Origin of the sequence: Micromonospora phytophila (assembly GCF_023656545.1) — a bacterium.
In the GTDB taxonomy this organism is placed as follows: Bacteria; Actinomycetota; Actinomycetes; order Mycobacteriales; family Micromonosporaceae; genus Micromonospora; species Micromonospora phytophila.
Window position 1 is genome coordinate 1 of the sequence record NZ_JAMOKF010000065.1, and the last position, 21,045, is coordinate 21,045.

Below are 21,045 nucleotides of genomic sequence, written 5' to 3' on the forward strand. Positions count from 1 at the left end.
CCGTCGAGCGACCGGGCATGGTGTGGGTGTACGTGCCGGCCCCGCCGATCGACGCGCAGCTACCCAACGAGCTGCTCGGCACCACCCTCGTCCTGGTGGACGGATGGCGCCGCGTACCGGGGACTGGCGGTTCGCGGCGGCCTCGGCACCGCCGTAAGCCCGGTTCGCCCTATGGCGCGGGCTCGGCCGCAACGGCCGATGGCGACGCCACGGTCGGCGCCGCCTGCCCCCAACGTGGTGACATCACTGGCCCTGTCGGCCGGAACCCCACCGGTCGAGTTCGTCCCGCACCGCGGCGGCGCCGGCCGGCACCACCTGACTCGCGGTGCTGGATACGGCGCCCTGCATCTCGTCCGCCAGCCAGGCCGGGCCGCCTCCGGCCGCCCGCAGTTGGCTCAACCCTGCCCGTCCCAGCACCACGGCGGCGACGAGGTAGCCCCCGGTGAGTCCCGCGGTAGCCAGCCGGCGGGGCAGAAAGGTCTCCAACATGCGCAGCACGGTCGCCGAAGCGGCCCCGGCCCCCAGGACGAGACACCCTCCGGCGGTGGCGAGCAGCGCCAGGCCGACTCCCGTGGGACGAGCCGACCTGATCAGCTGGGTGCGGACCTCGCGGACCTCCTCACGCACCACCTCGGCCACCTCGGCAGCCAAGGTCGGACCGACCGCCCCTCCGGATCCTCCGGACCGTCCCGCCGCGTCACCCATGGTTCCCCCTCGTCCGCTGCGGGCAGCGGCTTACCCACAAACCTCACCGCCATACCTGTCGGCTGGAGTTCCCGGGCAGGACCAACGACGAGGCTGACAGGGCGCCTGCTGGGAGTCCATCGGTGCCCCCAGGGCGTCGGACGCTGCCGGGTTCGACCGGGTCCGGCAGAAGGGCCCGCTCCGGGTCGTTCTCCAACGACGGCGGGCGGGCCCTTCGCCGGCTCCGCTCCGGCGCCGGTGGGCTACCGGGTGGTCGTGCAGGTGCCGTCGGAGTCGGTGTTGCCGCCGAGGTCGACGATGCGCGCCCGGACGGCCCGACAGTTGCCGGGGCCGCTCCGGCTGGTGTTTCCGCTGATCACGGAACCCTTCAGCTCCACCGCGCCGGGTCCGGACCGGTCCTCGGTGCTCCCCGGCAGGTAGGCCAGGGTGATGTTGATGCCGCCCCCGCCGTCCTCGGCGTAGTTCTCGGTCACCGTGGAGTCGACGACGGTGACCGTGCGCAGGCCACGGACGTCAATACCGCCGCCGAGCCCGGCCAGTTCCCCGGGGCGGGTCGGGTCGTGCGGGTTGGTGACCCTGTTGCGGGTGATCGTCGACCGCTCGACCAGGCCGACCGAGTCGAACCGCAGCCCGCCGGCCTCCCCCGCCTCGTTGTCGTCCACCAGGCTGTCGCGGAGGGTGAACGAGGTGAACGGGATGCTCTGGACCGCGCCGCCGAAGCGGGCGCTGTTGCCGGTGAGCCGGACCCGCTCCATCGTGAGTTCGGAGGCGTTCAGCGCGGCGCCGCCGCCGTAGTAGTTGTAGACCGAGGCGACGGGGGCCGACACGCCGCCGGTGATGGTCAGGTCCGAGATGGTGGCCGGTCGCATGACGGTGAAGACGCGGTCGAGCCGGCCGCCGTCGATCACCGTTCGGTCCCGGCCGGCACCGACGATGGTGGTGGGCTTGAAGATCTTCAGGTTGCCGTGCGCGGTGTCGGCGAGGGTGTAGTCGGTGAAGGCCCGGCCGCCCACCGGCGGGAGGCGCAGGGTGTACCGGCCGGCGGGAACCACGATCGTCGAGCCCGACTGCGCGTTGGCCTCCATCACCGCGGCGCGGAGCGTGCAGGTGCCGTCGGCGGTGCGGCACCGGCCGTCCCCGGGCACCCGATCGGGGGCGTCGGAGGTGCTGTCCACCTCGTACCGCCCCGCCGACTGGGCCGCCGCACTGCCCGGGGCGGGGGCGCCGATCACGGCGACGACGGTCAACAACAGGGTCAGCGCGCCGGCGGCTATCCGCGGCGCATTCATCAGGTTCTTCATGCGCCATTAGCTACCGCCGGGTAGCCCCGCTAAACGGGCGAAGGATGCCCAAGGGGTGTGAAGTATGGCATGCAGCCACTTAACCATCGGTTCATCATGGTCCCTTATGGCCGCCGCAGGGCGCAGGGCAGCCGGCCGGGGCCGGTCAGGCGAACGGTGCCTCCGGGCTGGCGCCGGGACTACCGGACGCTGACTGTGATCTTGTCGAAGTCGGGTGCCGCGGAGTCCGGGTTGAACATCTTCAGCGTGTTGGGCCCGGGCCGGAGAGACACTGTCACGACCATCGTGCCGACGCTGCTCCACCCGCCCGTACCCGGGAAGGTCAGCCTGATCGCAGCCGCGCCGTTCACGCTGACCTGCCCGACTCGTGGCCCCTCGCCGTTGACGTAGGTGATCGTCACGGTGGCCGAGCCGCCCGTCCGGGCGGTCACGCCGTTGAACTGGAGCGTGCCCATGTCGCGGCCGATGTTGCCCACCTTTTTCCCACCCGAGCAGCCGGGGCAGGCGTAGATCTTGATGTTGTTCAGCCCGTTCCCCGACGACTCGGCCTCGTAGGACGTCACGACCGGCGGTGCGGCCGGGGTGGTGGGCCGCCGGGTGGCGGGCGGCGGTGCCGGAGGTGGTGCCGAGGGCGGCGCCGCAGGGCGGGTTCCCAGCGATCCGATGCGTACGTCCTCGGCCGCGCCGACCGGCGTGGCCGGAGGGGCGCTGGAGGCGTCGCGATCCTGCGGCACCGACGATGCGGAGACGTCCGTCGCGGCGAGGGTCGCGGCGGAACCACCCGTGGCGGTCGACGGCGCGAGGTCGAGGTCCGACGTGACCGCCGCCAGCACCAGCACGACGGCCAGGTAGCCGATCGCCACCACCACCAACAGGCGGATCGGCCCGATCCGCCAGATGCCGTCAAGGCCGCGTCCAGGATCTGGGCCCACCCCTCACGCTCCCCTCGCGTCCGACAAGTCGGCGAACCGTCGGCGCCGTTCCTGATGGACAGTATTCGGTCAACGGTGGCCGTGCTGCCTCCCGGCAGCTTGGCGACGCAGTTCGTGGCGCGCAAGGGCGTTCTTGTGCACCTCGTCGGGTCCATCGGCGAAGCGCAGGGTGCGGATGCGGGCGTAGGCGGCCGCCAGCGGGAAGTCCTGGGAGAGGCCGGCGGCACCGTGCACCTGGATCGCCTTGTCCAGGATCCACTGGACGGTCGCGGGGGTGGCGATCTTGATCGCCTGGATCTCGGTGTGCGCGCCCTTGTTGCCGACGGTGTCCATCAACCAGGCCGCCTTGAGCACCAGCAGGCGCAGCTGCTCGATCCGCACCCGGGACTCGGCGATCCAGTCGCGGATCACCCCCTGCTCGGCCAGCGGCCTGCCGAACGCGATCCGCTGCTCGGCGCGGGCGCACATCAGCTCGACGGCCTGCTCGGCGACGCCGATGGAGCGCATGCAGTGGTGGATGCGGCCGGGACCGAGACGGGCCTGCGCGATCGCGAAGCCGTCGCCTTCGCCGCCGATCAGGTTCTCGACCGGCACGCGTACGTCGTGGAACTCCAGCTCGGCGTGCCCACCGTGGTCGTGGTCGTCGTACCCCAGCACCTCCATGCCCCGCTGGATCTCCAGGCCCGGGCTGTCCCGCGGGACCAGCACCATGGACTGCTGGCGATGCCGCTCGGCATCCGGGTCGGTCTTGCCCATGACGATGAGGATCCGCGCGTTCGGGTTCATCGCGCCGGTGATCCACCACTTGCGACCGTTGATCACGTACTGGTCGCCGTCGCGCTCGATCCGGGTGCAGATGTTCGTGGCATCGGAGGAGGCCACGTCCGGCTCGGTCATGGCAAACGACGACCGGATGTGACCTTCCAGCAGCGGCTCCAACCACTGCTTTCGCTGCTGCTCGGTGCCGAACATCGCCAGCACCTCCATGTTGCCGGTGTCCGGGGCAGAGCAGTTCAGGGCGGCGGGCGCCAGGTGGCTCCGTCCGCTGATCTCCGCCAGCGGGGCGTACTGCAGGTTGGTCAGGCCGGCGCCGTGCTCACCGGGCAGGAAGAGGTTCCACAGCCCTCGCTTCCTCGCCGCGGCGCGCAGCTCCGCGAGCACGGGCACCGAGTCCCAGGCCCAGCGGTCGCCGAGCTGCCCGAGCTGCTCGTGGAAGACCTGCTCGGCGGGGTGGATGTGACTGTCCATGAAGTCCAGGAGGTTGTCCCGCAGTCCCTCGGTCCTCGGGTCCAGGGCGAAGTCCATCAGTGCTCCTTCAGGTAGGTCAGGCCGGCGTCGAGCAGCAGCTCGGTGACCTCGCCGAGGCGCTCGAAGCCGGAGCCGACGGTCTGGCCACGCAGGTGGCGGTAGTGGATGCCCTCGAGGATCGCGGCCAGCTTGAAGGCCGCCAGCCCGAGGTGGAAGCCGAGTGGCGGGAGGGGGCGGGTGCTGCTCGCGGCGTACCGCTCGAGGATCTCCTCCTCGGTCAGGAAGCCGGGCGCGGACGAGGCGTCGGCCACCGCCACTCCGACGAGCCGGCCGAGACGCTGGTAGAGCACCAGCAGCGCCAGGTCGGTCAGCGGGTCGCCGAGGGTGGCCATCTCCCAGTCGATGACGGCCGCGAGGTGGTCGCGGTCGTCGGTCAGGACGTTGTCGAGACGGTAGTCGCCGTGCACGATGCCCGGCGCCGACTCCGTCGGCACGCCGGACGCCAGGCGGGCGTGCAGCGCGTCGGCGGCCGGCAGGTCCCGGCAGTACGACGCGTCGAGCTGCTTCTTCCAGCGGCTCACCTGCCGAGCCAGGAAGCCGTCGGGCCGGCCGAAGTCGGCCAGCCCCACGGCGGTCGGGTCGACCTCGTGCAGGGCGACCAGGGTGTCCACCAGCCCGGTCGAGATCACCCGGGTGCGTTCCGGGCCGAGCCGCTCAAGTTCGGCCGCGTGCCGGTACGCCGTGCCGCCGACCCGCTCCATTACGTAGAACGGTGCGCCCAGCACCTGGACGTCGGAGCAGAGCGCGTAGGTCCTCGGCACCGGGACGTCGGTGGCCTGGAGGGCCGACATGACCCGGTACTCGCGGGCCATGTCGTGCGCGGTCGCCAGCACATGCCCCAGTGGCGGCCGCCGGACGATCCAGGTCATCCGCCCGTCACCGACCTCGTAGGTGAGGTTGGACTTGCCGCCCGCGACGAGCCGGGCGGTCAGGTCCCCGGCCGCTCCCGGGACCGAGGCGGCGAACCAGTCGGAGAGCCGGGCCAGGTCGAGCCCCGGTGGGTCCGGCTGTGCGAAGGCGGTCACGGCACCAGGATGCTGACGGTCTCGACCACACACGCCGGCTTCTCGGCGCCGGCCCGCTCGACGGTCACCTTCGCCGTCAGCTGGTAGCCACCGCCGCCGGGCACCAACGACAGCAGCTCCACCCCGGCACGCACCTGCGAGTCGACGGGGACCGGGGAGGGGAAGCGGAGCTTGTTGGCACCGTAGTTCACGCCCATGCTCAGCCCCTCGACCTTGTACACCTGCCAGACCAGCATCGGCACCAGCGACAGCGTCAGGTAGCCGTGCGCGATGGTGCCCCCGAACGGAGAGTGCGCTGCCTTCGCCGGGTCGACGTGGATCCACTGTCGGTCACCCGTCGCCTCGGCGAAGGCGTTGATCTGCTGCTGGGTGACGGTGTGCCAGTCGGAGTAGCCGAGGTGGGTGCCGACCGCCTGCTCCAGCTCCTCGATGCTGTGGAAGACCCTCATCATCTCTCCTCCCCCGCTCAGGCCTTCGGCCCACCGGCGACGTACAGCACCTGGCCGGACACGAAACCGGCGTCCTCGCCGACGAAGAACGACACGGCATGCGCGATGTCCTCCGGCTTGCCGGTGCGAGCGACCGGGATCTGCGCCGCGGCGGCCTTCGTGAAATCCTCGAACGGCACACCGACCCGCGCCGCGGTGGCGGCGGTCATCTCGGTCTCGATGAATCCGGGGGCGATCGCGTTCGCCGTGACGCCGAACTTCCCGAGTTCCAGGGCGAGGGTCTTGGTGAAGCCCTGCAGACCGGCCTTGGCGGCCGCGTAGTTGGCCTGACCGCGGTTGCCCAGCGCCGAGGTGCTGGACAGGTTGACGATCCGCCCCCAACCGGCCTTGGTCATGTAGCCCTGCACGGCGCGGGTGACGAGGAACGAGCCACGCAGGTGCACGTTCATCACCGCGTCCCAGTCCTCGGCGGTCATCTTGAACAGCAGGTTGTCCCGGGTGATGCCGGCGTTGTTGACCAGCACGGTGGGCTCGCCCAACTCCGTGGCGATCCGGTCCACGGCGGCCTGCACCGCCTGCTCGTCGGCGACGTCGGCGCCGACGGCCAGGGCACGGCCACCGCCGGCCTCGATCTCTGCGACGACCGGCTTGCCGGCCGCTTCGTCCAGGTCGACGACAGCGACGGCGAAGCCGTCGCGGGCAAGCCGCTTCGCGACTGCGGCGCCGATGCCGCGCGCCGCTCCGGTGACGACGGCGGTGCGGATGATGGTCATGGCGGTCAGCTCCTCGATGGGTGCGGGAGGTGGCAGGTCAGCACTGGGCTGTGGCCGTGGTGGACGGTGGGGACAGGCGGGGAATCAACTCGGCGAGCGCGGCCCGGGTGGTGTCGGCGTCGGTGTGCAGCAGCGCGCGCATGCCGACCGCCCGGGCGCCGAGCACGTTCGGCTCGGCGTCGTCGACGAACAGCACCCGCTCGGCCGGCAGGCCGAGCCGGTCCAGGGTGAGCGTGTAGATCGCGGCGAGCGGCTTGCGCAGACCGACCTCACCGGAGATGACGACGGGATCGAAGAGCCCGTCGATCCGCTCACGCGGGTAGGTGTTGCCCCAACTGTTGGACAGCAGCCCGACGCGCACGCCGGCGTCGCGCAACTGCCGGGCGAGGGCGAACATCGCCGGGTCGGGGCGCATCCCGGCGAACAGCCGGACCAGGACGCCGACCGGATCGACCGCACGCCCGTCGAGCGTGGTGATCTCGGCGGCGAGCAGCGCGTCGAACTCCTGGACGCTCAGCGCCCCGGTCTCGAGGCGGTGGACGGGGGTGCCGTCCGGGGCGTCGCGGGACAGCCAGGCCTTGAGCGTGCGCGAGAACGACGCCGGGTCGATGCCGTCGGCGTGCAGCCACGCGGCGATCGAGTCCCGGACCGGTCCCGTGAGCACGCCGCCGTAGTCGAAGACCACGGCTTCCACCTGATCCGCGGTGCTCACGAGACGTACACCACCCGGCCGACGGTGACGCCGTCGGCAAGCTCCTGCACCCCGTCGGCCACCTCGTCGAGCGCGAGGCGTTGGCTGACCAGGGGTCGTACGGCGCCCTGGGCCGCCAACGCGGTGAGGGCACGATGGCATTCGGCGACTGCTCCCGGGTCGTAGCGGTGGTACAGGCCCCAGTGCAGGCCGATGATCGAGTAGTTCTTCACCAGGGCGTGGTTGAGCGCGGCGGACTGGATCTGACCGCCGGCGAAGCCCACCACGAGGATCCGCCCCTCGAAGGCGACGCACCTGGTCGAACGCTGGTAGGTCTCGCCGCCGACCGGGTCGTAGACGACGTCGGCGCCCCGGCCGCCGGTTTCGGCCTTGACCACCGCGACGAAGTCCTCGTCGCGGCGGTCGACGACCACGTCGGCGCCCAGTGCGCGGGCCGCCGCTGCCTTCTCCGGACCGCCCACGACGCCGATGACCCGGGCGCCGGCCGCCTTGCCCAGCTGGACGGCGGCGCTGCCGACGCCGCCGGCCGCGGCGTGCACCAGCAGCGTCTCGCCCGCGCGCAGCCCGGCGCGGCGGTGCAGGCCGAACCAGCCGGTCTGGTACCCGATGTAGAGCGAGGCCGCCTCGGCGTCGTCGAGCTCCACGGGCGCGGGGAAGGTGGTCGCCGCGTCGAGCAGCGCCAGCTCACCGAACCCGCCGAACGGCAGCACCGCGCCGCCGAGCACCCGGTCGCCGACGGCGAAGCCGTCGACGCCCTCGCCGAGCGCCACGACCTCGCCACACAGCTCGACGCCCGGGGTGAACGGGAGCTCCGGCTTGACCTGGTACTCACCGCGGCACATCAGGACGTCGGGGAAGTTGGCCGGGCAGGCCAGCACCGTCACCACGAGCTGCCCGGGACCCGGCTGGGGGTCGGTCACCTCGACGAGCCGCAGTACGTCGTGGGGCTCACCCAGCTCGGCCACCCGCCACGCCTTCATCCACGTGCCCCCTGGTCCTCGAGTCGTCGCTGGAGCTTGTTCATGGCGTTCAGCCACCGGTCGGTCTCGCCCGCGCGGTGGGTGTAGTAGTCGGCCACCCGGGGATGCGGCAGGATCAGGAACCGGTCGTCGTGGAGGGCCTGCCACGTCGCCTCGGCGACGTGCTCCGGTGTGATCGCCGCGTCGTGGCTGAGCAACTCCTGCAGCGGCCCGGCGTTGTCGAGCATCCGGGTCTGCACGCCCTGCGGGCAGATCGCCTGCACGACGACTCCCCGGTGCCGGTAGGTCACCGACAGCCACTCGGCGAACGCGACGCAGGCGTGCTTGCTGACCGAGTACGCCGCACTCCCGATCAGCGTGAGCAGCCCGGCCGCGGACGCGGTCACGACGAACCGGCCGGAGCCACGCTCGACCCATCCGGGTATCAGCAGTCGCGCGGCCCGCACGTGCGCCATGACGTTCACCTCGTGGGTGGCGACCCAGTCCTCCTCGGCGGCCCAGAGCCCGTGGCCCCGGTCGATGCCGGCGTTGCCGAACCAGATGTCGATGCCGCCCAGGTGACCTCGCGCCGCCTCGACCAGCGCGGCGACACCCTGCTCGCCGGCGGCGTCACCGGGAGCGGCGAAACCACCGATCTCCTCGGCCACCCGGATGGCCGCCTCGGTGTCGAGGTCGTTGACCACGACCCGCGCTCCCCCAGCGGCCAGTCGGGTGGCCAGCGCACGGCCGATGCCGTGGCCGGCGCCGGTGACGACGACGCCCTTGTCCCGTACCGGCATCAGACACCTCCGGTCAGGGTGACGCCGCCGTCGACGACCAGCAGCTGACCGGTGACCCAGGCGGCGTCCGCGGAGAGCAGGAACGCCACGACGCTGCCGATGTCCTCGGGAACGCCGAGCCGCTTGAGCGGGTACGCCGCGGCCACCTGTTCCTCCCGACCCTCGTAGAGGGCGGTGGCGAACCTGGTCTTCACGACGGCCGGGGCGACGCCGTTCACCCGGATGTTCGGACCGAGCTCCACGGCGAGCTGCTGGGTGATGTGGGTGAGCATCGCCTTGCTGGCTCCGTAGAAGCCGATGCCGGGGGCGGGCCGGACGCCGGCCACCGAGGAGATGTTGACGATGGCACCGCCGTGCTCGCCCATCCAGTGCCGATGCACCTGCTGCACCCACGACAGGGCGGCCAGGCAGTTGACCTCGAAGACCTTGCGCGCGGCGGCCAGGTCCATCTCGACCATCGGGCCGTACGCGGGGTTGATGCCGGTGTTGTTGACCAGGAAGTCGGCGCTGCCGAAGGCGTCGACCGCGCGCGCGACGACCTCGGCCTGGTGGTCGGCATCGTCGGCGTGGCCGGCGACGCCGAGCGCGTGTTCCGGGCCCAGCCGGGCGACCGCCTGGTCCAGCGCCTCGCGCTTGCGGGCGGTGATGACGACCTTGGCACCCTCGGCGACCAGCCGCTCGGCGACGGCGAGACCGATGCCCCGGCTGGCACCGGTGACGATCGCCGTCCGTCCGGTGAACCTCGTCGACGTCGATGCCGGCGCGTCACTCGCTGAGGTCACGACACACGCTCCACGGTTCCCCCTCCAACTTACTAAGCGCTTGCTTAGTAGTACAGTTCGATGAAGTGTGCGACACACCGCGGCCGTCGTCAACAGGTCGTACCTCGCCGGCTGTGTCCGCCTCGTGCGCCGCCCACCGTGGTGCCACCACCCGGCGGCGAGGCCCGGAAGGAAGGACGGACGCGTTGACCGACACAGCCGAGCACTCCCGCGCCGACGTCACCCGCGCCCGGCTGCTCAAGGCGGCCGTCAGCGCGTTCGCCGAGCGAGGCTTTCACGGCACGACGACCCGCGACATCGCCGCGGCGGCCGGGCTGAGCCCGGCCGCGCTGTACGTGCACCACAAATCCAAGGAGGAACTCCTCTACCTGATCTCCCGGTCAGGACACGACCAGGTGCTGCGGCTGGTGCAGGACGCGATCGCGTCGTCCGACGAACCGGCCACGGCGCTACGGCGGGCGGTGCACGACTTCGTCGCCTTCCACGCCCGGCAGCACACCAGCACCCGCGTCGTGAACTACGAGCTGCCCGCACTCAGCCCCGAGCATCTCGCCGAGATCCACGACCTCCGTCACCGCATCGAGCAGGCGATCCGCCAGCTCGTCGAGGCAGGCGTCGCCGCCGGGGTCTTCGACACCCCCGACCCACGGATGGCGGCCGCGGCCCTGCTGTCCCTCGGCGTCGACCTCGGCCGGTGGTACCGCGACGACGGCGGCTGGAGCCCCGAGCACATCGCCACCCGGTACGCCGAGATGGCGCTCCGCATCGTCGGCGCCGCCTGACCGACCCGGGGCGCAGGCAGCCGCTCGTCGCCGGCGGGCGCTACCGCCGCTCAGCCCGCTGGGTGACCTGGCTGCGGTAGGCGCGCGGAGAGAGCCCGGTGGTGCGCTTGAAGGCGACGCTGAAGGCGCTCTCCGAGCCGTACCCGACCGCTCGGGCGACGGTGGCGACGGTGTCGCCACGACGGATCCGGTCGGCAGCGAGCTCGATGCGCCATTCGGTGAGGTACTCCAGCGGGCCCTTACCGACCACTTCCTTGAACCGGGCCGCCAGCGTGGACCGGGAGACGGCCGCCGCCCGGGCCAGCTCGGCCACCGTCCACGGGTGCGCCGGACGGGCGTGCATTCCGCGCAGTGCGGCGGCGACCGTCGGGTCGGCCAGCCCGGCCAGCCAGCCCGACGTCCGGCCCGGGTCGCGGGCGAGGTGCAGGCGCAGGACCCGGATCAGCATGACCACGGCGAGGAGCTCGGCGACCAGGGTGGCCGCCATCGGCTGACGCCGCAGCTCGGCGTCGATCTCGGCGACCGCCCAGCGCACGGTGGCCGCCTCGGGCGTCGCGGCCGGGACGTGCAGGACCGGGGGCAGGTTGTCGAGCAGCAGCGCGCGGGCTCGCGCGGTGAAGGAGAACGCGCCACCGATGAGGAACACCTCGTCGCCGTCACCGGCGCGAGCGACCCCCTGAGCGGCCGCCGTGAAGAGTGGCTGCGCCGGCTCGGTGGGCAGGTCCAGGTCACTGGCGAGGGTGAACGCCAGCGGCCGGGTCAGCAGGTAGCAGTCGCCGTCGCGGAGGTGGATGGGATCGGGCACGCCGTCCACCCGCAGCCAGCAGTGGCCCTGGCTGACGGCGTTGAACTTGACCCCGTCCGGCGGCGGGAACCGGACCGCCCACCGCCCACCCGCGGACAAACCCGACGACAGGTGACCGGTCGCTTCGAGCAGCGACAGCACGTCCTCCAACGGGTCCATCCGAACCCTCCTCTTGGACGTACGCTAAAGAGTGACGGATCCTAGAGTATAGGCAGTCCAGCATGGGCGCTCGTAGCGTTGCCACCATGACAAGCACCGCTCGCCTGAGCACCCCGTTCACCGCCCGGGCCACCGCCGCCGAGATCGTCGACGGCGTCGACCTCACCGGACGCCGGATGATCGTCACCGGCGGCGCCTCGGGCATCGGCGTGGAAACCGTGCGCGCGCTCGCCGGCGCCGGCGCGGAGGTCACCGTGGCCACCCGGGACCCGGCCCGGGCCGCCGGCCTGGTCGAGGAGTTCGCCGGACCGGGCCCGGGCAGCGTCCGGGCCGCGGCGCTCGACCTGGCCGACCTCACCTCGGTCGACGCCTTCGTCGCCGGCTGGGCGGGCCCGTTGCACGCCCTGGTGGCCAACGCCGGGATCATGGCGGTTTCCGACCGGCAGCTCACCGGCGAGGGCTGGGAGCTCCAGCTCGCCACCAACTACCTGGGCCACTTCGCGCTCGCCCGGGGCCTGCGCGACAGCCTCCGGGCCGCCGGCTCGGCCCGGGTGGTGGTGGTCAGCTCCGGCGCCCAACTGCGCGCCGGCGTCGACTTCGACGACCCGCAGTTCGACCGGCGCCCGTACGACCCGTGGACCGCCTACAGCCAGTCCAAGGCGGCCGACGCCCTGCTCGCCGTCGGCATCGCCCGGCGCTGGGCCGCCGACGGGATCACCGCCAACGCGCTCAGCCCGGGGGTCATCCACACCAACCTGCAACGCCACCTCGACGACGACACGATGCGCGCCTTCGGGGCGATGGACGAGGCGGGCAACCGCGTCGAGCCGCCGCACTACAAGAGCCCCGCGCAGGGCGCGGCGACCTCCGTGCTGCTGGCCGCCTCGCCGCTGCTCGAGGGCGTCACCGGCCGGTACTTCGAGGACAACCAGGAGGCGGAGGTGGTGCCGGGCGGCCCGGAGGCCACGGCCGGGGTGGCCGAGCACGCGATGGACCCGGCCGCCGCCGACCGGCTCTGGGCGTACGCCGAGGGGGTCCTCGCCTCCCGCTGACAGCCGAGGCGGGTCTTCGCCGAGGGCTTGACCTGAGTGTGTGACGCACCAATACTTAGGCACATGCCTAAGCGAACGGGCGGAGCGGACGGCGGGCCCGGCGCGGATCTGAACGACGTCTTCCACGCCCTGTCAGACCCCACCCGCCGCCGGGTCGTCGAGCGCCTGAGCCGGGGACCCGCGACAACCAGCGACCTGGCTCGGCCGTTTGACATGGCACTGCCGTCGTTCACCCAGCACCTGAGCATCCTGGAGCGCTCCGGCCTGGTGACCTCGGAGAAGAAGGGACGGGTGCGGACCTACCGGCTCACACCCCAGCCACTGGAGGACGCCGGCACCTGGCTCACCGCGCAGCGCGCGCTGTGGACCCGGCGACTCGATCAGCTCGACACGTTCCTCCACGACCTCAAGGAGCAGCAGACATGACCGCCTACCCGCCGAATCCCGAACTCGACCTCGTCCTGGAGCGCACCGTCGACGTCACGCCCGAGCTGGTCTGGAGGGCCTGGACCACGCCCGAACTGCTGGTGCAGTGGTTCGCCCCGAGGCCGTGGTCCACCACGTCCTGCGAAATCGACCTGCGCCCCGGCGGCAGGTTCAACACCACCATGCGCTCCCCCGAGGGCGAGGAGTACCCGAGCACCGGCTGCATCCTGCTGGTCGAGGAGGGCTCGACGCTCGTCTTCACCTCGGGCCTGGGCCCCGGCTTCCGACCGCAGACCAGCGAGGGCGGCTTCCCGTTCACCGCCATCATCAGCATCGAGCCCGACGGCAGCGGCACCAGGTACACCGCCACCGCCCTGCACGCCGACGCCTCGACCAGGAAGACGCACGAGGAGATGGGCTTCGTCGAGGGCTGGGGCGCGGCGCTCAAACAACTGGTCGAGGTCGCCAAGTCCCTCTGACGCACCAGAGGCTGGTGGAACCGGGCACCGGCACCGCTGCCGTCGGCGGTGCCGGTGCAGCCCCGCGGTCTTCCACCGACGCCGGATGTCCGAGTCCTGACCGGCAGGCCCCGGCGGTCGGTGACCGGCCGCCCGGGACCGCCACGGCGGCTGGGCGCTGAGCTTTCCTGACGAACACGTAGGCCCGCCGGCGCTCATCCGTCCCGGCCGCCGGGCGGAGGGGATTGCACCATCGCGGCGATGAGGGCGGCCACCGGCACGGTGGCGAACCCGACCCGGGCGTCGCTGGCTCCGTACGGCAGCCACAGCTCGCCGGTGTGGATGAGCCCGCCGCAGGAGTAGACGACGTTGGGTACGTATCCGTCCCGGCCTGCGTCGTCGGGTGCCAGGAGCACGCCGGGGAGGTGCGCGACGACCCGCTCCGGTCGATGCAGGTCGAGCAGCAGAGCGCCGATGGCGTACCGGCGCATCGGGCCGACCCCGTGGGTGAGCACGAGCCAGCCGTCGTCGGTCTCGATGGGGGATCCGCAGTTGCCGACCTGGATCAGTTCCCAGCTGTCGCGGGGGGCGTGCAGCGGCACCGGCTCCTGCCACCGGTTCTCGCCGTCCAGGCAGGTCAGGCCGATGGTCTCGCCGTCGGCGCGGCACAGTGCGAGGTGACGACCGCCGACGGTACGGGGAAACAGCGCGACGCCCTTGTTGCGGACGCCCGGTCCGCGCATCGGGGTGATCTCGAAGCGGCGCAGGTCGCTGCTGGCCAGCGCGCGGCTGGCGATGCGCCGTCCGTCGTAGGCGGTGTAGGTGGCCCGGTACACCGGTCCGGAGTCGTCGGTGAACCTGACGAACCGGGCGTCCTCCATGCCGTTGCTCTCCGCCGGTGTGGCGGGCCAGAGCACCCGTTGGTGCAGAGCCGTGTCGGCGGGGAAGGTCGTGGCGTAGCTGCCGGTGTTGGTGCGGCGCAGGTGTTCGAGGGTGCCCAGCCCGGTGCTGCGGGAGAGCAGGTCCGGTGGCAGGTTGGCGAGCACCCGTTCGAAGGTGGCCTCGTCGTACCGGTCGGGCAGGGCGTCCAGCACGGTCGCGGTGACCTCGTTGTCGCAGTTCTCCTCGGCCAGGCCGGCGGCGAGCAGGTCCCGGCGGTGCCGTACGCCGACCCGCTGCCCGACGACCAGGGGGCCGGACCGGTCGGCGACGGTGAGCTGGTGCCCGGGACCGAGGACCGCGGTGGCGAACCCGATGGACGACAGGTGACCCTCGCCGATCTGGCGCAAACTGACCGCGACGCGCAGCTGCCCGGTGCCCAGACCGGTCTGGTCGGGGTGTGCCACCATCGACGGGTTGCACAGCGCCGCGGCCTCGACCGCATACTCGTGGCTGAAGTAGGCGCCGAGCAGGAGCTGGGCGGTGAAGGACAGGTCGCGGGCCCGGGCGATGCGGTGCCGGACGAGGTCGTAGTGGTGGTGGAACGTGCCGTCCAGGTCACGGTGCCGGCCTCCGAAGCGGCCGAAGGTGTCCCTCAGCAGCCTGCCGGTCTCCTCCTCGTCGAGGTGCGCGACGCGGTCGATGAGCGCCTGCGCGCGGGTGCGGACCACGGCGGCGTCCTCACCGGGGACGAAGAGTTTGACGATGACCCGGCGAGGGTCCGGGGTGAGGGTGAGGTTCTGCCGGACGGCCAGGGTCACGGTCACCACCACGACCGGGCGTGCTGCAGGGTGGAGATGAGGGCGAGGGTGGATTCGGCGCCCTGGTTGAGGTTGGGACCGTGCGGGGTCAACCCGTCGTAGCCGCCGCCGGTCGCCGGATCCCACATCCGCGTGCCGAGGTCGTTGTCGCCGAGGAACCACCCGACCGCCTGCCGTACCCCGGTCTCCCAGCCCGGGTCGCCGGTCACCGTGGCCGCGGTGGCGCAGGCGTCGGCGTAGGCGGCGACCTCGATCGGCTGCTGGTCGTGGCGGAGCCGTGCCGCGCCGCGCCGCCACCCGCCGGCCGGTACGACCGACAGCCGCCCGTCGAGGATTTGGACGTCGCGCAGCCAGGCCAGCATCCGCAGACCGTCGTCGAGGGCTGGGCCGCCGTGGCGTAGCTGGCTGGCGGCGATGACCACCTCGGCGAGAGCCGCGCTGGCGTAGGTCAGCTGCTGCTGCGGCCAGGGCCACCGGGGATCTGGTCCGGGGGCGCCGATCGTGGTGGCCGCGTCCGCCAGCAGCGCGGCCGCGGCGACGTGGGCGGGGTGGCGGCGCAGCACCTCGACGGCGCCGAGCCCGGCGAAGGCCATCGCGTGCGGGGCCGGGGAGCGCCGCGTGGCGGCCCTGCTGAAGGCCACCAGCGCCTCCTCGCGGATCCAGCTGGCGGGACTGCGGGCAGCGGCGGTTCCTAGCCCCCACAGCGCCCGGCCCCACCAGTCGCCGAGCCCGGGCTCGTCGGTCCACCGCCGGTCATGGCTGAGCCGGTTGTGGAAGGCGCCGCGGGCGTCCTGGGCGTGGGTCAGGAAGGCGAGGTAGCGCTCGGCAAGCCGCAGCACCTCATCGGTCGGCTCCGGCTGGCGGCTGATGACGACCAGGCCGCGCGCGACGTCGTCGGTGCAGTAGCCGTGCTCGCGGCGGACGATGGCATGCCGGGCGTGCTCGAATAGGCCGGTGTCGTCGCTCAACCGGGCCAGGTGCGCGAAGCTCAGTTCGGGCGCGGCCGGCCGGCAACCGTTGTCCGCCGTGGTGGGGCGGCCGGCGGTCGCGGTCACGCCGACGCCGCGCTGACCGTGAGCGGTCGGGCGCCGACGAGCCGCTCGGCGAGGGTGCCGTAGCGCGCCGCCACCGCCGGCCACCGCAGGTCCGCGGCGAGCGGCCGGATGCGGCCGGCCAACCGGTGGGCCAGGCCCGGTTCGGTCAGGATCCGCCGGATCGCCGCGGCCAGGGCCGCCGGATTCTGATGGGGTACGACCAGACCGGGACCGCCGGTGAGCAGCTCGACGGCGTGCGGGAACGCCGTGGCCACGACGGGTACCCCGGCGGCCACCGCCTCGATGAGCACGCCGGAGGTGACCTGTTCACGGGAGTCGTAGGGCAGGACGACCACGTCGGCGGAGCGGATCAACCGGCCGAGCGTGGCCTGGTCGTGGTAGACGTCCTGGTAGTCCACGCCGTGGGCGACGCCCAGCTGCGCGCCGAGCCGGTGCAGTCCGGACCGGTACGCCTCGCCCTGGTGCTCGATCACCTTCGGATGGGTCCGGCCCGCGACGGTGTAGGTGGGTGTCGGTTCGAGATCCTGCAACCGCGCGAGGGCCCGCAACGACCACTCCACGCCCTTGCCGGGGCCGAGCAGCCCCCAGGTCAGCAGGTGCGGGCGGGTACGGCGGTCGGCGGGTACGCCGACGTGCTCGGCGGCGCCGTGCGGAATGACCGTGACCTTCTCCGGGGGCACGCTGTAGCCGACGAGCAGCCGGTCGCGGGCCGTGTCGGTCATCGTGACGACCGCCCCGGCGGCGGCGACGATCTGCTCCAGCAGGGACTTCTGCCGGGCGGAGGGCTGGCGGAGCACAGTGTGCAGGACCACGATGCTCGGCGCGGTGAGCCGGCGCAGCAACGGCAGGACGTCCTCGCCGTCGGCGCCGGGGTAGATGCCGTACTCGTGCTGGACGATGGCCACGTCGAAGGTGTTCAGGACGGCCGCGGCGTCCCGCCAGCCGGCCGGGGTGCGCGGCGACCAGGTGTGCACCACGCCCGGGCCGGCCTGCTGGTCGTCGCCGTGGTCGGTGACCCGCACGATGCCGCCACGCGTGCCGTCGGCGGTCAACTGGGCGGCAAGGGCGGAGTTGAAGGTGGCCAGTCCGCACCGGGTCGGCGGGTGGGTGCTGAGGAATCCGTAGCTGGGCATGGGTGTGGGGCCTTCCGGTTGTCGGCGGCCGCAGGAGTAGGGCGGCGAGCCTCACGCGGTGACGGCGCACGACGGCCAGCGTGTGTGGCCGGCGGAACGGATTCGAGGGCGGTCGCCGCGGGGCGAGGATCCGCCCGGGCATGCGTGGTCGGGAATCGACCGTCGCTCGGCTGGTTCAGCGTCGCGGTCGGCGGGTGAGGTCGTCGTAGACGGACAGATAGTCGGTGACCATCCGGTCCGCGCCGAAGCGCTGCCGGGCCCGCTCCCGGCAGCCAGCCCGATCGAGCCCGGCGGCCCGGGTGACGGCGTCGACGGCCTGCTCGACGGTGTGTACGAGGTATCCCGTCACCCCTTCGTCGACGACCTCCGGCATGGAGCCCCGCGCGTACGCGACGACCGGCGTGCCGCAGGCCATCGACTCCACCACCGACAGTCCGAACGGCTCGTCGAAGGCGATCGGGTGCAGCAGGGCGGTGCTGGCGCCCAGGACCTCCGCGCGTCGCCGGGGGCCGACCGATCCGAGGAAGACGACCTGATCGCCGTCGATGTGCGGGGCCACCTGTTCGGCGAAGTACCGCTCGTCCTGCACGATGCCGCAGATGGTCAGGGGCCGGCCGGCGAGGCGGGCGATCTCGATGGCGGTGTGGATGCCCTTGTCGGGATGGATCCGGCCGAAGGCGGCCAGCCCCGGTCCGGCGTCGCTGGTGAACGGCAGCCCGGTGAGGTCGACGCCGTGGTGCACCGTGGCGACGTAATCGAGCTCGGCGCTGCGGTCGGCGTCGGAGATCGACACGTAGGACGAGCGTGCCCGGGCGTATGCGGGGCGGATCCCGGCGCCGGAGAAGCCGTGCACGGTGGTGAGCAGTGGAGCGCGGCAGTGTTCGGCGAAGGCCAGCGGCAGCCAGTCGAGGTGGTTGTGCACCAGGTCGAACTGCTCTGAGCGGGCCATCGCGTGGGAGACGTGCATGGCCTCCCACACCCGGCCGTCCATGTCCGGATCGTCGGCGTACCCCCGGGGGCACACGCCGTCGAGGGTGGCGGAGGTGACGGAGTCCAGCGTCGCGAAGAGTGTCACGTCCACGCCGCGGCTGGCCAGCCCTTCGGCGAGCAGGCCGGTCACCTGCTCGCAGGGGCCGTAGTGGTGCGGGGGTGTGCGCCAGGCGACCGGTCCGAGCAGAGCGACCCTCACGGGGATGGCGCGTCGGCGAGGTCAGCCGGATCGAGCCGCAGGGTGGCGAGCAGCCCGGAATGCTTGGCCGGGTCCACGCGCTCCGGTAGTTCGCGCTCGACCCAGTCGGCCCTGGCCTGCTGGCCGCGTTCGCGGAGAACATTGACGATCCTGTGCCTGGCGATCCTCATCGGGTGCTCCCTGGTAGAGCCGTCCGGAGCGGTCGTGCTCAGGAACGGCGGTGTGGAACGCGCGGGTCGGATTCCACCACCGGCCGTCGGGGCGAACCCGAACGTGCCGTGACCGGCGGCTCCGGCGGCCGGGTCATGGTCGGCGGTCGGCCGACACGACGAGCACGCTGCGGCGATGGACGACGATCTTCAACGCCCCCTGCGGGGGTGGTGGCGACGGCACCTGGCGGCCACCGGGGACCCGGCGTCATGCCTACCGTACGCCCTCACGGGGTGGATCTGCACGGCAGCGGTGGCCGAGCTGTACGGAAAGTGCTTGGACAGCGGTACCACCGAACAAGGCGTAAGCTGTCAGTCTCGCACGAGATGGGGTGACTGACGGTCCGCTGCCGGCGGACGCACCCCGCCGATCGGGGTCACCGCGTCACCCACCGCCGCACCTCCATCGGTCGGATCCCCCGCTCACCGTCGCGTCCCTGGCCGGCCCCTCCCCCGCACCGGTACGCCGGCGTCGTCGCCACCCGGCCCGGCGCAGGCGGCGAGCAGGCCCCCGAGGGCGAGCACCCGGCGCCGGGGACAGGGTGGGCAGGGCGTACGTCAAGCCTGTCAAGGGGTGCGTGGGACGGACCGGGGGTGTCCGGTCGTGCGGTGCACGGCCACCGGGGCGGGCGGTCAGCCGACCGGGTTGGTTGCCGCGACCGCGCGCGGCGCGGGTGCAAGCAGGACAACTGCGAGAAGGTTGTCCTCACACCCTGACGGACCCACCAAGCGGCGGGGGCCGGCCAAAGTGTCACCGGCAGCCCGCCCGTCGTCCCTCGTCGCCACATTGCCGTCACTGTGCGTCGACGGACATCGGCGCGCTGAGTCGACCCTCGTTGCCGCTGCGGTCCAGCCCGGAAACGCAGGGGGGCGGACGGCCGGCCGGGGCGCCGCGGTCGACCCACCCGGTGCCCCGGGCGGTGCCGACGAGCCGGGCGGTGTCGCCGTCCACGCGGTACACGGCGAAGCTCGCGGCGCCGTCCCCGCGCCAGGTCAGCACCACCCCACCGGCGCCCTCGCGCCGGGCCCCGGTGACCGCCGGTGCGCCCGGCGGCGTCGCCGGTAGCTGCGCCATCGCGGGCACCAGCGCCGGGCCGGCGTAGTGCGCCCCGCTGTACCGGCTGACCGCCCCGAGCTTGTCGGCGCGGACCTGCCGGGCGCTGAAGTGCACGCTCCCGCTCACCCCGTGCCGCCGGTTGAGGGCGAGCTGGCGGTCCAGCTCGGCCGGGTCGCGCCAGGCGCCGCGCTCGCCCACCCGGTAGTCGGCCTGGCCGATGTAGAGCTGCACCCGGGTGCCCTTCACCGTGGCCACCCACCAGGGCAGCAGCTTGGCGTAGTCGGCCTTTTCGAACCCGATGTGCCAGTAGAGCTGCGGCACGACGTAGTCGAGCCACTGCTTGCGTACCCAGAGCCGGGTGTCGGCGTAGATGTCGTCGTAGCTCTGCAGGCCCGCTGTCGCGGAGCCGGCCGGATCGGTGCGATTGTTGCGCCAGATGCCAAAGGGACTGATGCCGAACTTCACCCACGGCTTGGTCGCCTTGATCCGCTCGCTCATCTCGCGGACCAGCGTGTTCACGTTGTCCCGGCGCCAGGCGTGCCGGTCGGCGAACCGCTGGCCGTACCGGGCGAACGCCGCGCCGTCCGGAAAGTCCTGCCCGGCCTCCGGGTACGGGTAGAAGAAGTCGTCGAAGTGCACCCCGTCGACGTCGTAGCGCTGCACCGCCTCCAGCATCGAGTCCTCGACGAACTTGCGCGCCTCCGGGATGCCGGGGTTGAAGTAGAGACGGCTGCCGGGCCGGTCGGCGCTGGGATAGGTCACCACCCAGTCGGGGTGGCGCCGCAGCGGATGTGTCGGCGCGAGCTGGTCCAGCCTGGGGCCGGGCCCGCCCACCGTGGCCGGCTGCCCCCCGCGGTACGGGTTGAACCAGGCGTGGAACTCCAGGTTGCGGGCGTGGGCCTCGGCGACCATGAACTCCATCGGGTCCCAGCCCGGGTCGCGGCCGTCGCGGCGCCCGGTCAGCCACTCCGACCACGGCGCGTACTCCGACGGCCAGAGCGCGTCCCCGCTCGGCCGCACGTGCACGAAGACCGCGTTGTGGTTGTGCCGCACGGCCAGGTCCAGCCAGCCCCGGAACTCCGCCCGCACCGTCTCGGCCGGCAGCCCGCGCCGGCTCGGCCAGTCGATGTTGTTCACCGTCGTGATCCACATGCCGCGCAGCTCGCGGAGCGCTCGCGCCGGCCGGCCGGCGCAGTTGGGCGTACCGCCCGCCGGGCCCGCGTCGGTCGCCGCGGCCCCGTCGCCCGCCTCCGATGCACCGCCGTCGCCGCCTA

22 protein-coding genes are annotated in these 21,045 nt (G+C 72.6%); 4 read left to right on the forward strand and 18 right to left on the reverse strand.

Features of this window, described 5'->3' with window-relative positions; translation table 11 throughout:
- Window positions 1-243: 243 nt before the first annotated feature.
- The 11 genes from NCC78_RS11300 to NCC78_RS11350 form a co-directional block, all read right to left on the reverse strand.
- Window positions 244-705 carry a phage holin family protein gene (locus NCC78_RS11300; RefSeq protein WP_284706288.1) on the reverse strand — a complete coding sequence of 154 codons (462 nt, stop codon included), beginning with the start codon at window positions 703-705 and terminating at the stop codon, window positions 244-246.
- Between the two features lie 242 nt (window positions 706-947).
- Window positions 948-2,006, reverse strand: a complete 1,059-nt coding sequence (locus tag NCC78_RS11305) for a right-handed parallel beta-helix repeat-containing protein (RefSeq protein WP_250794132.1) — start codon at window positions 2,004-2,006, stop codon at window positions 948-950.
- Between the two features lie 179 nt (window positions 2,007-2,185).
- On the reverse strand, window positions 2,186-2,938 hold the full coding sequence (locus NCC78_RS11310) for a carbohydrate-binding protein (protein WP_250794134.1): 753 nt from the start codon (window positions 2,936-2,938) through the stop codon (window positions 2,186-2,188).
- 69 nt (window positions 2,939-3,007) lie between these two features.
- Window positions 3,008-4,243, reverse strand: a complete 1,236-nt coding sequence (locus NCC78_RS11315) for an acyl-CoA dehydrogenase family protein (protein WP_250794136.1) — start codon at window positions 4,241-4,243, stop codon at window positions 3,008-3,010.
- The gene (locus tag NCC78_RS11320) at window positions 4,243-5,271 is read right to left on the reverse strand and encodes a phosphotransferase family protein (RefSeq protein ID WP_250794138.1); all 1,029 of its coding nucleotides are present in this window, start codon (window positions 5,269-5,271) and stop codon (window positions 4,243-4,245) included. Before NCC78_RS11320 ends, NCC78_RS11315 begins: the two co-directional genes overlap by 1 nt.
- Window positions 5,268-5,720 carry a MaoC family dehydratase gene (locus NCC78_RS11325; RefSeq protein ID WP_250794140.1) on the reverse strand — a complete coding sequence of 151 codons (453 nt, stop codon included), beginning with the start codon at window positions 5,718-5,720 and terminating at the stop codon, window positions 5,268-5,270. The genes NCC78_RS11320 and NCC78_RS11325 overlap by 4 nt, the downstream gene beginning before the upstream one ends.
- Before the next feature lie 17 nt (window positions 5,721-5,737).
- The gene (gene fabG, locus NCC78_RS11330) at window positions 5,738-6,493 is read right to left on the reverse strand and encodes a 3-oxoacyl-ACP reductase FabG (protein WP_250794141.1); all 756 of its coding nucleotides are present in this window, start codon (window positions 6,491-6,493) and stop codon (window positions 5,738-5,740) included.
- 37 nt (window positions 6,494-6,530) lie between these two features.
- Complete coding sequence (locus NCC78_RS11335; protein WP_250794142.1) at window positions 6,531-7,205, reverse strand: HAD family hydrolase; 675 nt, start codon at window positions 7,203-7,205, stop codon at window positions 6,531-6,533.
- Window positions 7,202-8,185 (reverse strand): NADPH:quinone oxidoreductase family protein, encoded by a 984-nt coding sequence (locus NCC78_RS11340; RefSeq protein WP_250794143.1) that lies wholly within the window; start codon window positions 8,183-8,185, stop codon window positions 7,202-7,204. The genes NCC78_RS11335 and NCC78_RS11340 overlap by 4 nt, the downstream gene beginning before the upstream one ends.
- A complete protein-coding gene (locus tag NCC78_RS11345) occupies window positions 8,182-8,964 on the reverse strand; it encodes an SDR family oxidoreductase (RefSeq protein WP_250794144.1) in 783 nt (260 codons plus the stop codon). The genes NCC78_RS11340 and NCC78_RS11345 overlap by 4 nt, the downstream gene beginning before the upstream one ends.
- Window positions 8,964-9,746: an SDR family oxidoreductase gene (locus NCC78_RS11350; RefSeq protein ID WP_250794145.1), complete on the reverse strand. Its 783-nt coding sequence runs from the start codon at window positions 9,744-9,746 to the stop codon at window positions 8,964-8,966. Before NCC78_RS11350 ends, NCC78_RS11345 begins: the two co-directional genes overlap by 1 nt.
- A 185-nt stretch (window positions 9,747-9,931) precedes the next feature.
- Between NCC78_RS11350 and NCC78_RS11355 the strand changes: the two genes are divergently transcribed.
- Window positions 9,932-10,528 (forward strand): TetR-type transcription factor C-terminal domain-containing protein, encoded by a 597-nt coding sequence (locus NCC78_RS11355; protein ID WP_250794146.1) that lies wholly within the window; start codon window positions 9,932-9,934, stop codon window positions 10,526-10,528.
- 40 nt (window positions 10,529-10,568) lie between these two features.
- Here the strand turns inward: NCC78_RS11355 and NCC78_RS11360 are convergent, their stop codons facing one another.
- A complete protein-coding gene (locus NCC78_RS11360; protein ID WP_250794147.1) occupies window positions 10,569-11,492 on the reverse strand; it encodes an AraC family transcriptional regulator in 924 nt (307 codons plus the stop codon).
- A gap of 86 nt (window positions 11,493-11,578) precedes the next feature.
- Between NCC78_RS11360 and NCC78_RS11365 the strand changes: the two genes are divergently transcribed.
- The 3 genes from NCC78_RS11365 to NCC78_RS11375 all read left to right on the forward strand — a co-directional run bounded on the left by NCC78_RS11365 (window position 11,579) and on the right by NCC78_RS11375 (window position 13,449).
- Entirely contained in the window at window positions 11,579-12,544 is a 966-nt protein-coding gene (locus NCC78_RS11365; protein ID WP_250794149.1) for an SDR family NAD(P)-dependent oxidoreductase, read from the forward strand.
- 63 nt (window positions 12,545-12,607) lie between these two features.
- Window positions 12,608-12,970: an ArsR/SmtB family transcription factor gene (locus NCC78_RS11370; protein ID WP_250794158.1), complete on the forward strand. Its 363-nt coding sequence runs from the start codon at window positions 12,608-12,610 to the stop codon at window positions 12,968-12,970.
- Window positions 12,967-13,449 carry an SRPBCC family protein gene (locus NCC78_RS11375; protein WP_250794160.1) on the forward strand — a complete coding sequence of 161 codons (483 nt, stop codon included), beginning with the start codon at window positions 12,967-12,969 and terminating at the stop codon, window positions 13,447-13,449. Before NCC78_RS11370 ends, NCC78_RS11375 begins: the two co-directional genes overlap by 4 nt.
- A gap of 194 nt (window positions 13,450-13,643) precedes the next feature.
- Here NCC78_RS11375 and NCC78_RS11380 read toward each other — a convergent pair whose 3' ends face one another.
- The 6 genes from NCC78_RS11380 to NCC78_RS11405 form a co-directional block, all read right to left on the reverse strand.
- Window positions 13,644-15,128 (reverse strand): glycoside hydrolase family 130 protein, encoded by a 1,485-nt coding sequence (locus NCC78_RS11380; RefSeq protein ID WP_308220895.1) that lies wholly within the window; start codon window positions 15,126-15,128, stop codon window positions 13,644-13,646.
- A gap of 2 nt (window positions 15,129-15,130) precedes the next feature.
- The gene (locus NCC78_RS11385) at window positions 15,131-16,183 is read right to left on the reverse strand and encodes a glycosyltransferase (protein ID WP_250794164.1); all 1,053 of its coding nucleotides are present in this window, start codon (window positions 16,181-16,183) and stop codon (window positions 15,131-15,133) included.
- Window positions 16,180-17,316 (reverse strand): glycosyltransferase, encoded by a 1,137-nt coding sequence (locus NCC78_RS11390; protein ID WP_250794166.1) that lies wholly within the window; start codon window positions 17,314-17,316, stop codon window positions 16,180-16,182. Before NCC78_RS11390 ends, NCC78_RS11385 begins: the two co-directional genes overlap by 4 nt.
- 175 nt (window positions 17,317-17,491) lie before the next feature.
- Window positions 17,492-18,505: a glycosyltransferase family 4 protein gene (locus NCC78_RS11395; protein WP_250794168.1), complete on the reverse strand. Its 1,014-nt coding sequence runs from the start codon at window positions 18,503-18,505 to the stop codon at window positions 17,492-17,494.
- A complete protein-coding gene (locus tag NCC78_RS11400) occupies window positions 18,502-18,675 on the reverse strand; it encodes a hypothetical protein (RefSeq protein ID WP_250794170.1) in 174 nt (57 codons plus the stop codon). Before NCC78_RS11400 ends, NCC78_RS11395 begins: the two co-directional genes overlap by 4 nt.
- Window positions 18,676-19,507: 832 nt before the next feature.
- On the reverse strand, window positions 19,508-21,045 hold a 1,538-nt coding region (locus NCC78_RS11405; RefSeq protein WP_250794172.1), incomplete at its 5' end, for a glycoside hydrolase family 10-like protein.